At 46.9% G+C, this 13920-nt stretch carries 11 protein-coding genes; 1 reads left to right on the top strand and 10 read right to left on the bottom strand.

Features of this window, described 5'->3' with window-relative positions; translation table 11 throughout:
- Positions 1–90 precede the first annotated feature (90 nt).
- The 6 genes from LFX25_RS15220 to LFX25_RS15195 form a co-directional block, all read right to left on the bottom strand.
- The gene (locus LFX25_RS15220) at positions 91–2316 is read right to left on the bottom strand and encodes a WGR domain-containing protein (RefSeq protein WP_238730968.1); all 2226 of its coding nucleotides are present in this window, start codon (positions 2314–2316) and stop codon (positions 91–93) included.
- Between the two features lie 174 nt (positions 2317–2490).
- The gene (locus LFX25_RS15215) at positions 2491–3207 is read right to left on the bottom strand and encodes a phosphate signaling complex PhoU family protein (protein WP_118955070.1); all 717 of its coding nucleotides are present in this window, start codon (positions 3205–3207) and stop codon (positions 2491–2493) included.
- A gap of 57 nt (positions 3208–3264) precedes the next feature.
- Positions 3265–3696: a PRC-barrel domain-containing protein gene (locus tag LFX25_RS15210; RefSeq protein WP_238730967.1), complete on the bottom strand. Its 432-nt coding sequence runs from the start codon at positions 3694–3696 to the stop codon at positions 3265–3267.
- Positions 3680–4135 (bottom strand): hypothetical protein, encoded by a 456-nt coding sequence (locus LFX25_RS15205; protein WP_238730966.1) that lies wholly within the window; start codon positions 4133–4135, stop codon positions 3680–3682. The genes LFX25_RS15210 and LFX25_RS15205 overlap by 17 nt, the downstream gene beginning before the upstream one ends.
- A 70-nt stretch (positions 4136–4205) precedes the next feature.
- Positions 4206–4628 carry an MAPEG family protein gene (locus tag LFX25_RS15200; RefSeq protein ID WP_238730965.1) on the bottom strand — a complete coding sequence of 141 codons (423 nt, stop codon included), beginning with the start codon at positions 4626–4628 and terminating at the stop codon, positions 4206–4208.
- Positions 4629–4794: 166 nt separating this feature from the next.
- A complete protein-coding gene (locus LFX25_RS15195; RefSeq protein ID WP_238730964.1) occupies positions 4795–5343 on the bottom strand; it encodes a hypothetical protein in 549 nt (182 codons plus the stop codon).
- Positions 5344–5650: 307 nt separating this feature from the next.
- Here LFX25_RS15195 and LFX25_RS15190 point away from each other — a divergent pair, with 307 nt between their 5' ends.
- Positions 5651–6739: a WD40/YVTN/BNR-like repeat-containing protein gene (locus tag LFX25_RS15190; RefSeq protein ID WP_238731622.1), complete on the top strand. Its 1089-nt coding sequence runs from the start codon at positions 5651–5653 to the stop codon at positions 6737–6739.
- A gap of 65 nt (positions 6740–6804) precedes the next feature.
- Here the strand turns inward: LFX25_RS15190 and LFX25_RS15185 are convergent, their stop codons facing one another.
- The 4 genes from LFX25_RS15185 to LFX25_RS15170 form a co-directional block, all read right to left on the bottom strand.
- Positions 6805–8034, bottom strand: a complete 1230-nt coding sequence (locus LFX25_RS15185; RefSeq protein ID WP_238730963.1) for an imelysin family protein — start codon at positions 8032–8034, stop codon at positions 6805–6807.
- Entirely contained in the window at positions 8031–9554 is a 1524-nt protein-coding gene (locus LFX25_RS15180) for a di-heme oxidoreductase family protein (protein WP_238730962.1), read from the bottom strand. Before LFX25_RS15180 ends, LFX25_RS15185 begins: the two co-directional genes overlap by 4 nt.
- Positions 9555–9589: 35 nt before the next feature.
- Positions 9590–10903: an imelysin family protein gene (locus tag LFX25_RS15175; protein WP_238730961.1), complete on the bottom strand. Its 1314-nt coding sequence runs from the start codon at positions 10901–10903 to the stop codon at positions 9590–9592.
- Between the two features lie 355 nt (positions 10904–11258).
- Complete coding sequence (locus LFX25_RS15170; protein ID WP_238730960.1) at positions 11259–13742, bottom strand: TonB-dependent receptor family protein; 2484 nt, start codon at positions 13740–13742, stop codon at positions 11259–11261.
- Between the last annotated feature and the right edge of the window lie 178 nt (positions 13743–13920).

Raw genomic sequence — 13920 nt, 5'->3', positions numbered from 1 at the left:
GCCGATCCAAAATGAAAGAAATTTCTCCGATCATCTTGGATCGCGTTGAACCCTCGCCACGCAGCGATTTTTTTAGGCGGGTTTCCTGTTTCAGTGTAGCGCAACCAAAGAATGGAATTCGGCGTCGTCTCGAAAGTTGTCGAAGTCGCTGTCTTGAAAATCCTTTTTGGGTTTTCCTAAACTGAGCGCCAATTTCGTATAACGCAGAAGATTGTCCTTCTTCTTCTCCAGAGAATTCAAACACGCGAGATTGAATGCGAGTCTCGCGTCTTGAATGTCCGAAGGCAAAAGATCCTCCAGCAAAGGAAGATATTTTCCTCCGCCGTATTTCGCGATAAAGACGATGATGTCGCCGGAAAAGTATTCGGCGGTGTTATACGAAGTTCCGGTTTCGTTTCCTTTCAACGTGGAATTACGGCTGATTCCGAGAGTCTGATAAATTTCGTTGTAGCAATGAAGCACCCATCCCGCGAGGTCCGGTTTGTTTTCGCGTAAAAAACGGTTCAATGCGGCGGAACTCATCTGCATCCCGAGGTTCATCAAAGTCATTTCCTCCTCGTCGCTGGAGGCTTTATCCTTATATTCAAGAATCTTGTTGAATTCCCTTTGATACCGTTCCTTGTTTTCCTGAAAGTTCGCCGCGAGCCGATTGATGCTTTTTTCGATCGAACTTTTCCAAACCCAAGGATAATCTTCTAAAACGTCGCCTGTGATGTCGTCGAGAATCTCCTGTTCGCTTTCCGAAATCTCCTCGACCGGTTTTCCTTTTTCGTCCGCGGAAAAAAGACTTTTGATAAACTCGCTTTTAATCTCTTTTTCGGAAGAATGATAAGCGACTTCCGCTTCCTCGTCGTGATAATGCGAATAAGCGACGTATAACCCTTCTTCGTCGCGGGGAAGTTTTTGAAACTCTTTTCCGTTGACGATCGAGATCAGATTTTCGACCGAAAGATACGCTAAGATGTCACGGGTGATCGCGTAGTCGTCCTCTAAGATTCCGATAACTTCGTCTCCGTTCAATTCCTCGATAAAGGTCGTTCCTAAAACGGTCTTATAAAAGGAAGTGAAGTCTAAAATGTATTCGATTTCGTTCGCGCCTTCCGACATCGCTTCGTCGTAGTCGATCCCCGAATGCCAGTCGAAACCGAGAAAGATGATTTCTCCCGCGTCGTCCCAATACGTATCGATGACGAGAATATTTTCTTTGACGGAATTTTGGAGAGACTTGACCCAATCGGAAATCGTATTATGAATCCAGGACGAGAGGGAATGCCAATCATACTCTAACAAACGTTTGGCGATGATCGGGTGATTTTCGGAAAGGGCCACGGCTTTTTTCGCCATGAACTCTTGAAACTTCTTCGTGAGAACCGGTCCGCCGGAAAGAGAAAGATCTTTTTCGAGATCGTATCCTCGGATGTTCAAGATCCAGGAACCGATCTCCCGCAGAATAAAACCGCCCATTCCGAAACGGACGATTTCCCCTTCCATCTCGCAGGATCCGTGATAGACGCTCGCGATCGCGGGTTCTCCGAGTTTATTTTTGATAAAGGGATGAAAGACATACCAATTTTGGCTTTCGTCGAATGCCCCGAAACTCTGAACGTCTCCGTAATCTTTTTCCACGACGACCAAGGGATTGATCCACCAATCGTCTCCTTCTTCTAAAATCTCTTCTTCCCAACCCCCGTCTCCGACGATGCGGGCAGGTCTGTTTTCTCCGTAAGCGCTGACTCCTTGTATGGAAAGGGTTGCAAAGTCGTCGTTGTCATGATGAAAGCCTACGCCGTTGAAGTTGGAAACGAACTTCGCCAAAGAATACGGAACGGAAGAATGAATATTTCCGAGATACGGCGCGTTCCATCGGATATGAACGGCGGTTTCCTCGTCGTGATGCCAAGGAAGAGTAAACACGAACTGATCGTTTTCGATGTAGATTTGATCGATCTTGGAAACGATCTTATCCAGAAGTTCTTTGCATTCTTCCGTTTCCGTTAAGAATTGAAAGTGGGAACGGAGCGCTTCTTTGGGTTCGGAGGCGTTTACGATAGACTTCCAGGTTTCGAGATAATTCGCTTTTCCGGTCAGAGTTTTAAAGGAAGGAATTTGATCCGACTCTTGGAATCCGAGTTTCGTTTTTTGATCGATGAGTTTTTGAAATTCTTTCAGACATTGGTCTCGCGTGTTGAAATTGCGGATGGAACGTTTACCCACAAAGCCGGTTTTACCGGAGGAAAGAACCAGAGAAAGACCGGAGACTTCGATTTGCCAGAAAACGGACGAACCGTTTTCGGTATGAAGAAAGTGTTTTTTCATGATAGAACCAAATTCTTTTTATGATAAGAGTGACTGAAACAGTATAACTCATTCGCTTGAAAATGCCTTAGCAGGTTATATTCTGAAATGAAGTGAATTATATTTCCAGAATATTCTTAAAGGAACGATAGATTCTTAGATTGCCGAAAGCGTCTCCGCCTAAATGGAAACCGATCAGCTTGCGGTTTTTGCGATCGCTTGCACCGGATCGGAAACGTGTCGAATGTCCATGCCTGTGTTGAGACGAACCAACTCTTCCGCGATGTTGACTGCGTAGTCTCCGGTTCGTTCCAAACAAAGAATCAATCGATAAACGTCCGCGAATTGATTCTTATCCAGTCTAGGGTCCATTACGAACTTTAAGAACGCGGATTGACAGAGATTGTTGATCTCTTCTTCCACGGAATGAACGCTTCCGTAAAAACGGTTTTTTTCCTCAACCAAGGATTCCACCGCCATTCCTACGATCGTAATGACTCTGGATAAGAGTTTGTTGAGAATTTCCTCGTCGCAGAAGAAACGTTTCGGGATCAGACCTCTTCGAAAACATTTGGCGCAGTTTACGATCTGATCTCCCATTCTTTCCAAGTTTCTCGTGATCCGAATTGCGGAAAGAGCAAAGCGGAGAGGGTCCCGTTTTAAAACGACTTCTCCGTCCACTTGATCCATTCCCATGGAATTGCGGTTTGCAACGGCTTCCAAGATCGCGTTCTGGGAAAGGTTGTCGTTTTGTTTTTCGAGGTTGTCGATCAGGTCGTCCCGGTCGATTAGCTTTCTTGCAAGTTCTCCGTCGTCTTGTTCCAATGCGTCGTCCAGCAGCAACACCTGTTCCAGACATAGCTCGGCCATGCTGTAGAGGTTTTTACGAAGGAAGTCGAACTTGGAGGACATAAGGACTCGTGAACAAAAGATTAAGTAAAAAGAATCGTTCTTAAAAAACCGCTTTGGTCAAGAAGATTTTCTTTTGAGCAAAATCTTGTCTCCGATTTCCTGAATCTTGGAAGCGGGGATCTTGTTTCGTTCTTTGGAAAGTGGATTGAGGGAAGTTTTTACGATGATGAATTCGAGTTTTCCGTTTTTGGAAATCACTTCCTCCACGATTCCGTTTTCGGAACCGTCGCTGTTCAACACTTTGAGTCCTTTGTATTTTTCGAACGGAATCGTGTTGAGTAGAATCGCGTCCACACCGAGGGTTTTGACGTAATCGATTCCGATAAACAGATCTGGTTTCATGAAACCCTGATCGATCGTAATCCCGGTGATCTTTTTTTCCGTACGATCGATGTGAAGTTTGACGACGACTCCGAGGACTTGGCCTTCGGGATCGAGAGCTTCCTTCCCGAGAATATCGTCCGAAGTGATGTTATCTTCGTTTTGCATGATCTTTTTTTAATATGATATTCTTGACCGAAGTTTCGATGTCTTCGGGATAAAATTCCGTTTTGGAGGAGAATGGAAATTTCCGAACCCAGAAGCGGATCAGTTTGACCGTTCCAGGAGCGACTTGTACGGAAGAAACCGAGCCGAGAAAGCGCGCGTTCTTATCGTAGACTCGTTTTCCCAAAAGATTGCTCGGCGGATCGATCTTGAGCAGAAGTCTTTCTTTGGAATCGGATTTGAGATGTTCCCGGGAAAAATAAACTCTGCGAAAACCCTTGAGTACTATGATGCCGGAAAGATTTCCGGAGAGAAAACGAAGGTCGATCAGTCTTCCCGAGTTTTCTCCCGATTTTGAAATTACGTTCCTTCCGAGACAGGCCCAAAAACTTTTCGAGTCCTTGAGCTCCTTCTCCTTCTCCTTGTCCGCAAATATGATCATTGATTCCAGAATTTTAGGGAATTCTAAAGAATCCAATTCTTTTTGCGTCGGTTTAAAGCGACATCGCGTTTCAGATGACGCCGGATTTATGGAGAATCTGCCAGAGTAGACAAGCGAAACTTCCGTATTGTACGATAAATCCCGTAAAACGAACGTTGACCGCAAGCGCTGAACCGGAACTGAGATGTGCGAGAGTTTGAACGATTCTTGCTCCTAAAACGATTTTGCTGACGAGTATGAACATTTCGTCGATCATTCCCGCAAAAACTCCGATCAAAACCAACACTCCGAATATGGGAAGATTTTCGATACAATTCACGTGAGCCCGATTGAGTCTCCAATAGAAATCGCTTCCGTGTTGGATTCCCGAAGGAAACTCGTTCGATTTTTTTTCTCCCATTAAGACCTTGATCGATCGTATGCTTACGACCCAAATTCCGAGGATCAGCGTCCAAGCGACAAAACCCAATAATGCGATGACTGCAGGATTCATTCCATTCTCCATTGGTTGTTTTTCCGGTGAATGGAATCAGTATGCGTTCGGAAGGCAAGCCGATTTCTAAAGAGATCCTATCGATTCCTCCGTAAATCTCCAGTGTTCGGGAAGGCGCGAAAGCGGTTTGCCTGCGAATAGAGATTTCGCAGAGCCGATTTTCGGTTTAGCGTTTTTCGATTTTATTTAAGATTTCCTCTTTTTTATCCGCAGATTCGATTCCGCCGATCGCGCTCATTTCGAATTCTCCGGTGCGATGGAAAACGCTTAAGAATAGTATAAAATTCTGATTTTCCGGATCGGGTTCCTCCGAGAGAGAGGATCGATAGGCGGGGTAAATCGGGGATTTGGAAAGTCCGATTCCGTAATAGAGAATATGAAGTTCCAAAGAATCTTCGTAGTTTGCCGGTAGGACTTCGATCGTTTTCGTTTCCACGTTTCCTTTATACGTTTCCAAAACCTCGTAACGATAGATTCTTCTTTCGAAATCGGGGATTTTGTTTTTCGGTTTGGTTTGGATTCCGAGTTCCTTTAAGAGACGGGAATCGATTTTGACCTTTCGCACGGAGTAAGGAGGATCGGAGACGCGAACCAAAACGATATGCGAAGAGCCGCGGATCAATTCGTCAAGGTCGATCGTTTCGTAGTGAACTTGGCTCATACAAAAAAAAGGCAACGGGAGATAGATTAGAATTTTAGAAAGAATCCGTTTCATATCGATCCGTCCGCCGTATATTCGAAAGTCTTAAATCTGATTTTGCATAAAAGTCCTTATTTTAAAAGAAAAATATGGTTTGAAACCTTCGTTTTTCGGATATTATTGTTAAGCGAAGTTCTGTCGATTTAGATGGAATCTTTTTTTGAGCTTTGTCGGGAAGAACGAAAGGAAGGATTTGAAAATGGATCGTTTGCAATCGAAGTCCGCTTCTTATAAGAAGTTCTATCTCATTCTTTTGTGCGGTATTATACTGTTCGCTACGGGTTGTAAAAAAGAAGAAGCGTTTGACCAGACACAGCTCTTAATGATGACTTGGTGCGCGCAAACGGCGTATGCTCCTCCCCAACCGGTGACCGCGAACGAAATCAAACTCTTTCCCTCCGGTTCGATTGTCGCCGCTTATAGCCGATCCGCCTCTTACGAAACCAACTCCAAGGAAGAAGTGACGCTCGCGTTCAGCGCGAACGGTTCTAATTTTTCGAACCGAACTCCCGCTTCTCCGCTTAAGGGCGGTTATACGTTCGGTTATTCGTTTCAATCCGAAGCCGCGATGTATGCGACAAACGGTGAAACCGTGACGTATAAAACTTCGGACTCGGGAGCGAGTTGGTCTCCGATGAAATTCGAATCTTCCTATTTCGGTCCTATTTATCTCGGTCCAAAATTGACCGGATATTATAGAGCGGTTTTGTTTGCCGATTCTTTGAACGGAATTCGAAGAGGCTCTTTTTATACCGCGAGTTACGGCTCGGAGAATTTTCTGGATCGGACTACGGACGGCGGAGAATCCTGGATTCGGTATTCGATCGATCAGCAAACCGCCGTCTACGATCTTGTTATGTTTTCCGCTTCGAATATTTTATACACCGCTTCGAATTCTGGTTCGAAAATGAGCGTGTATCGTTCGACCGACGGCGGCGCGAATTTTAATGCGACAAACGCTCCGACTTCGTATCGATCCAAACTTTTCTTTTTGGATTCTTTGAACGGTTGGGTGGCCGCCGCGAACTCTTTGGGAAAAACGACGGACGGCGGGGCTACTTGGACGACGGTGACGCATAACTTGACCGGCGGAAGTTTTTTGAAAGTAAAGTTTTTGAGCTCGAACGACGGTTACGCTCTATACGGTTTGGATTATTCTCTCACGAAACTGTATAAAACGACCGACGGCGGCGCGAATTGGACTTTGATTCCTCTTTCGTTCGCTATCTCCGGTGTCGACGGAACGTTTGACGCGGTTATCGGAAAAATCGCGGTTTCTCATCAAAACAAATTATACGTTTCCGCAAACGAGTCCGGCACATTCTCCGCGCTTGATCCAGGACTTACGAAACATTCATACGCGTATTCGAACGCGGTCGGGAATATGGCTTGTATACCGTATTCTCTTTAGGATAACGGAATATTCCAAGTTTTGAATCTATTTCGGATTCTTTTCTTGGAATCCCGCTTCGAGTTTTAGTCTCCGTCCGCGTTGGATGGGAGGGCGTTCGCTCCTAAGATTCCGATGATTTCGGTCGCGGTCGTCGTTCTGAGATCGCGGAATCTCTGATAGATTTCCGTATTCACAAAACTTAAATTTCCCGTAAGATCAGCTTTGAGCGTGGAAGATGCGTTGATTCTTCCTTGAATGGCGGCTTTGAGCGCGGCGATCTTCGTTTTCACGCGTGCGTCCAACGCGCTGCTTTGAAATTGAACGAGATAACTGAGAGATCTCGCGTCGTTGTCGCCCGTGTTTCCGTAATATACGAGTTCGAAACCTTCCACGGAAGAAAGCAAATCCTGATAGGAAGTATCGCTGTAGATCGATTCCAGCTTTGCGGGGAATTGGGTCGTGCCGGTCAAAGTCAATCCGGCCGGAACGCCGACGCGAACGTCCTGATTCACGTATTCCAATTGAACGATTCCGTTGATAAACGAATCGACCGCGTCTTTGATTCCGCCGAACGATCCGGTTCCGGTCGCTAATTCTCCCGCAAAGTTTCCCGAAGCAGTGTTCCAAGAATTGTAGAGACGTTGTGCGTCCATTTGAATGACGCTTGCGAGAGATACGATGTAAGCTCTTCTTCCCGCGCTTCCCGTATTCGCTGTGTTGATGTTCGCGATCGTATCGGTCGCGTCGTGAACTCCGTCACCGTTATCAAAGATGAAGTATTCCAATGCGGGAAATCCTTTTCTTGTCAAGGGATACGAATCCACGGTGCTCGTACTCGGAATAGTTCCCGCCGCCGTGTTCAGATCGTTGGCGACGGGGCGATTCGTTTCTCCCAAGATATAACCGTCCAATCGATGAAAGTAATTGGATGCAAGGTAGGAACGGTTGATGTAAAAGATCTCGTTTTGTTTGAAGATTCTCCGTGCGGCGAGCCACTTGGTTTGCAAATCCGCGAGAGTCGTTGTGCTTGGCGCTAAATCGTAAGCTAACGCACTCGCCTTCAACTGATTGGCCGCAGCCAAAAGTTTGCCGAACTGCGGCACCGCGACTTGATTGGCCGTATAATTGAGAAATTCTCCCGTGCTTGCATTGGAGAATAAGGCGATCAATAGCGTTTCGGTGCCGGTGATTTTGCCCAGGTCTTCGCAACGGATTCCGGGAAGAACGATCGATACAGAAAGGACAAGAATTTTGAATTTTCGAGCGAGTTTGGCTTTTGATGCAAAAATATCAGTATATTCTAAAATTCTCATAAAGACTCCAGGAACAGAATCAGTTTGTCCCGATCCGATTTCGGAAGATTTCTGAATTTATTTCTGGAGGAAAGCGCTTCTCCCCCGTGCCAGAGGATCGCTTCCTTATGACCTCGCGCGCGTCCGTCGTGCAGAAGGTTGTTGTGCCCGTTTACCTTTTGAACGAGTCCCGTTCCCCAAAGAGGAGGAGTTCTCCATTCGGTTCCGGTCGCTTCGAAATCTTCGCGGTTATCCGCTAAGTCCGTTCCCATATCGTGAAGCAGAAGATCCGTATACGGTTTGATGTGTTGGAAGGAAATTTCGGGGAACCCTTCCACATATCCGGTGAGGATATAAGGTTTATGACAAGAGTTGCATCCGATTTCGGAAAATATTTCTTTCCCGCGAACGACATCGGCGTGGGTCCAGTTTCTTCTTCCGGGAACGCTTACGAGTTTCGTATAAAGAGTCACGAGATTCGCCGTTCTTGTGGAAATCTCCGTTCCTTCCGCGGTTCCGTTATTGCCGGGCGTGGACGCCGCGCAGTTCGTCTGCGTTGCCGCGCAGTTTTGGTTCGGAAAGAGGGGACTTGTGATTCCTATATCTCCGAGAAACGCGCCTTGGTTTTGCTGAAAGAGGTTCGGCTCGTTCGCTTTCCATCCGAATCTTCCGAGAGTTTTTGTCTGCAGTTTCGCGTCCCAGACAATATTCGGTTTTCCTGATATACCGTCTCCGTCCGAATCGTTTTCATCCGCGAAAGAACGAATCGTAGATTCGGGGATCGCTTCCAAAAGTCCGAGTCCTGGAATCATGGGAGAAGTTCGCGGGGATTGGTTTACGACGGGAGGAGTTCCGAAGTTCCAAGCGGAGATTGTGAACGTAGGTCTTCTTAGAGAATACGCTTCTCCATCGGGGAAGGTTCCGGGTTCTTCGGCAAACGTTACGGTCGTTGTCGCTTCGCCCGGTACGAGGGGCGGGCCCGCGACTCCGCGGTCGTTGATCTGCAAACCGTAATTATCGAGTCCGACCGGACCGCCCGTGATCGGATCTTTTCCGTTTTTGCTGACTCGGATCAACATCGTCGCGAACGTACTGCTTCCGCTTGCGGGCGGAGTTCCTCTTCCGTCTTTCACGTGACAACCGTTGCAGGAGGTGCTGTTGAAGACCGGGCCGAGTCCGTCGGATGCGGAGTTGCCGCCTTGTACCCAAATACGATTGAAGAACGAATTCCCGCCTTGAAAATCGATGTTCCCGCCGTCGCGCAGATTGGCCGCTACGAGATCGAATGCGTTTACGGTCGTATCGAACGTGGTGGTTAATCCGCCCGAGTATTGTTCGCCCGGATCCGCGTTCTGAAGATACAATAGGATCGCCGCCATCTCCAGATCGTGATTCTTTTTTTTCTGATCGAAGATTCCGTTGTTACACTGCGCGAATAAACCGAATAGGATTCCGATCAGGAATCCTATTTTTATTTTAGAAACGATTGAAACCCGAAAAGAAGAAACTTCTTCCTTTCTTATTAAATTTTTGTTTTTCATAACCATTCATCATCTTTATATTTTATTTTTTCGGCTTAGATAGAAAAGTCCGTAATCGAAACGCCGACTGCGTTTGCCGCGGAGGTGATCGTTTTTTTCAGAGTGTCTCCGATCAGCTTCTGAGTATTGAAAAGAATGTTGTATTCGGAGTCCACGTTTCGAATGATCTGATCGTAACGTCCCGTCAAAGAACCGGATGGACAGGAAGTCGTGTAGTTCGGGTCGGAGGTTTGTTCCGGAAGATTCAAACAGAACGCGTCTCTGGAAGCGGTCGCTTGTGCGACGATCGGAGGAGCGGTTAACGTTCCGAATAAACTTCCGAGTCCGGGTCCTCTGGAAACCACGGTACCTTTTTTCAGTTCGTAAGAACCGTTCCATACGTTCAACACTCCTTGAGCGTCGTAGTAGAAGTCGGCTTTTGTAGTATCGCTAAAGCAGGAATGTTCCTCTTCTTGTTGTCCGTCGAAGGTTCCGGTAAGTCTTTGTCCGCCCCATTCTCCCGCGATGAACTTTCCGAGTCCTTGGAAAATTTTCGTGATCGCAGCGTCCGGATTCGACTTTAGAGAAGTTGAATACGCGCTTCCGCTGGAATATTGGTCCCGGATCAATTTGATTTGAGCGACCATTGCGTCCATCGCGACTTTCATGTAAGTCTTTCTTTTCAACTGAACGCCTGCCGCCCCGTTGAAATCGTTCGCGACGCGTTGACCGGAGATTTGGTTGACTCCGCCGTTGGACAAATCTTGCCCCCAGAGAAGATATTCGATCGCGTGCCAACCGACTGTGATCGCTTTTTCATCGTTACCTTCCGTTGCTCCACCGTTTGCCGCGGCGTCTCCGTTTGCTAAGAGAAGGTTCGCGTATGTTGCAGCCGTGCCGCCGTTGACGAAGTTATCGATCGCGCTTTCGTCCAACGGCCATGCATTGATGAGACCTTCGCATTCTTGAGTTCCCGATCCGTCCGCGTTGCTTCCGCAACCTAAAACGTCGGAGTTGTCGACGGGGCCGGAGGAGAATCGGAACGCTTCCGTAACTAAGTAAGAAGCTCTTGCGATTACAAAAAGATTCTTTAAATTCGTGTGATCCGCCGCCGTGGGAGTTGTCGTCGCAGCGAAGGTGTTGATCGCGGTTTGAAGAGTTACCGCATCTTTATAACTCTGATCATAGGATTCGTATCCGAGTTGGAGGTAGCGATCGACGACCTGCGCTTTGGTCGCGGTTGGAACGGCGCCTAACGCGATGATTCCGGTTAACATTGTCGTATCGTTGGATTTGTCTTCGGGTTTGCAATTCGAGAAAAGAATCGCAACGGAAACGCAGAGGAGAGAAACGATTTTTTTTAGATTCATAAGATTTTCCTGAATGTCTTTGAAAAAAGAGCCCGGAAGAGGGCGTATCGCCCACAACCGGGGAATTTTCGATGAACTGGTTGTTATGATATTGATACTAATTCTCAATATCATTAAAATCGTCAACCGAAAATTCTGGGTTGGGTTGAATTTGCGGGAACTCCCGCGAAAAATTCCGGATTGGGAGGAGTTCCCACACGTTTTCCGGGAAAATCCCCGACTGAAGTGGAGAATTCTTCGTAAAATGTGGGAACTCATACGGTTCCCAAAAAGTTTTACCGTAAAATCAGTGTTGGAACTCCTGCAACTTCCGAATCTTACGGCAGATTTCGATCGAATACGGTCCCGAAAAAGCTTAGAGTTCAAAGGTAACTCCTACGTTGATTTGGCGAAACGGCCCGACTTGAATCCCCTCGGGGAGGCGGCCGGAAACGTATCGAACGTCGGCTAAATTCTTACCCGTAACGAAAACGCTCCAGCGTTTGACGGGGTGTTTGTAACCGAAGGAAGCGTTGATCAGGCCGTAGGCCGGAATGACTCCGGTTTCGCCCGAACTATTCGAAGAAATATTCAAATATTGTAATACTTTTTTACCCAAAGGGTCCGTGATCGAATCCGCCCAATATACGGTGCGGGTGTTCGCGTCGTCGTGATACTGCGCGGAGAAGTATTGATATTCTCCCCTTGCATAAAAACCTTTCGGATGAACAAATCCCAATGCAAGAGTCGCCGTATCGCGGGAAACATACGGCACGTAGTTTCCATTCTTGTCTTTCTGCGTGACGACGAAGTCGAGCAGGGATTGATTCGCGGTAACTTTGGAAGCGTCGATGGAATATTGGTTCATTCTCGCGTCGGCCCTGGTGTAAATCAGATCGATCGGAAGTTTAAAGGAGGCGTCGAACAGCTTTGCGGGATCGAAGGTGAAGTTCGTTTCCACTCCTCGGCTGTAAGTTCTTCCTCCGTTCTTAGCGGAAGAAGCGGAGTCGTTTCCGGAAGTCGAAGAAGTGATGATGATCTGATTGACGTAATTCAAATCGAAATACGTGACTTGGGCGTTTAAATAATTCGTAATATCTCCGCGGATTCCGGTTTCGTAATTATACGAATATTCGGGATCGATTCGATTGACGACTCCTGAGTTGTTCATCGCATCTTGATAGCGGGGAGGAGAAAACCCTTTGTGCGCTCCCGCAAACCAAGTCAGATCCTTTCTTATGTCGTAGGTCAGACCCAAACCGGGGATCACGACGTGATAGACGTGTCTGCTTCCTTTATCCACTTCTTGAGAGGGAGAATTCGGATCGGGTTGGTTGGTGACAGGATCCACCGCTTGTTGACGGAGAATCGTTCTGTTCTGTGTGAACGTTTCGTATCGAACGCCGGGGATCACGGAAAACTTATCGAAAAATTTGAAACTGTTCTGCGCAAAACCCGCGATCGATTTCGTATGATTGACTTCGTGATCTCTCAGAGTTCCGGATTTAGCGAGAGAATATTCGGAAGAAGCGGTTCCGGTCGCGGGGTTGTTGAAGCCGTTTCCGAAGATCGCATAATCGGGAGTAGACGGCCCGTCCAAGTATTTGATATCCGCGGTTTCATAGTGATACCGAAGACCGGCGTCGAGCTGATTCTTAATTCCTAAAAATTGATAATCGAGTTGATAGCGGGATTCCGCGCCGACGAAACGATACGTACGATTTCGATGGCCGACGCCGTCCAACATGTAAACCGTATCTCCCGGTCTATTCACCAAAGGTTCCGTATCGTACGTTTTGATTACGTTTCCCGGATAAGAAGTAAAATACGAGCCAGTGTTTCGGACGTAATTCTGCCTCGCCCAGTTTCTTTCCGTATAAGCCGAATAAACTTTCGTGACGAGTTTGGAATGATCGGTGAGCTTCCATTCGTGACCTATGTCTCCGGAATATCGTTGAAGCTGACGATTGTCCTGTTCCGCAAAATTGGAGGAAGAATTGTTCCAGAGCTGAGCGGTGGTCAAACCCAGATACGTCATATTCGCGTCTTGGACGGTTCCCAAGAACTTGGTAGTCAACGTATGTTTTTCGTTGAGATCGGTGACCGATTTGAAAGAGAGTTCGTGCAGACGAAAGTCTTGGTGTTCGCGAAAACCGTTCCCTTGTTTTCTCAAGAGAGTAATGTCGATCCCCGTGTTTCCGAACGTTCCCCCATAGGAAATTTGAGAAGAGAAAAAACCGTAAGAGCCTCCTTGTGCGGAAACGGAAAGAACCGGTTCTTTCGGAGGACGTTTTGTGATGAAGTTGATCACGCCCCCGATGGTGGAAGGCCCGAAGAGAATCGCCCCCGAACCTTTGACGACTTCGATTCGTTCCATACGATCGATGTTCGGAGTATAATATTGTTCCGGTGCTGAATACGGATTGAGGGAAGTAAAGATTCCGTCTTCTAAGATGAGAACTTTACGGCCGAGGTCGTTGTTCACTCCTCGAAATCCGACGTTCAAAATCAGTCCCGTGTCCTGATAACGGATCGAAGCTCCGGGAACTCTACGTAGGACTTCCATGGAATCGACGGGTTTGGTCTGTTCTAAGAATTCTTTTTCGATGACGGTTGCAGAACCGGGGATTCGTTTCAGATCGGTTTTGCGTTTCCCGATTACCGAGATGGTTCCTTTTCCCCATTTTTCCTTTTCCGCGTCTTCTCCATTGGAATTAGAAGGCGAGGGTTGTGATGTCGGAGGTTGTTTGTCGGATGTCGGCTGATTTGAATTTTCTTCCGACTGCGGTTGTGCGGGAACTCCCCAAGAAAATAAGAATAAGATCAGGATAGAAAGGGACAGAATTGATTTTTGTTTCATTTTTATATTTTCGATTTTGAAAATGATTCTCAATATTTTTTCGGAGACATTCAGAGTCAAGGGAGAATGCGGAGAAAACATTTTTGCTGTCGGAAAAAATTTTGGAAATCAGGACTTAGGGAATGATAAGGCTATGACACTTCCCTGACAATTGACTCGTAAAAGAAATGTTGGAACT

The sequence above is a fragment of the Leptospira sanjuanensis genome (assembly GCF_022267325.1).
Taxonomy (GTDB): Bacteria; Spirochaetota; Leptospiria; order Leptospirales; family Leptospiraceae; genus Leptospira; species Leptospira sanjuanensis.
The sequence above is the reverse complement of the archived record's forward strand: the minus strand, read 5'-3'. Positions and strand labels throughout refer to the sequence as shown.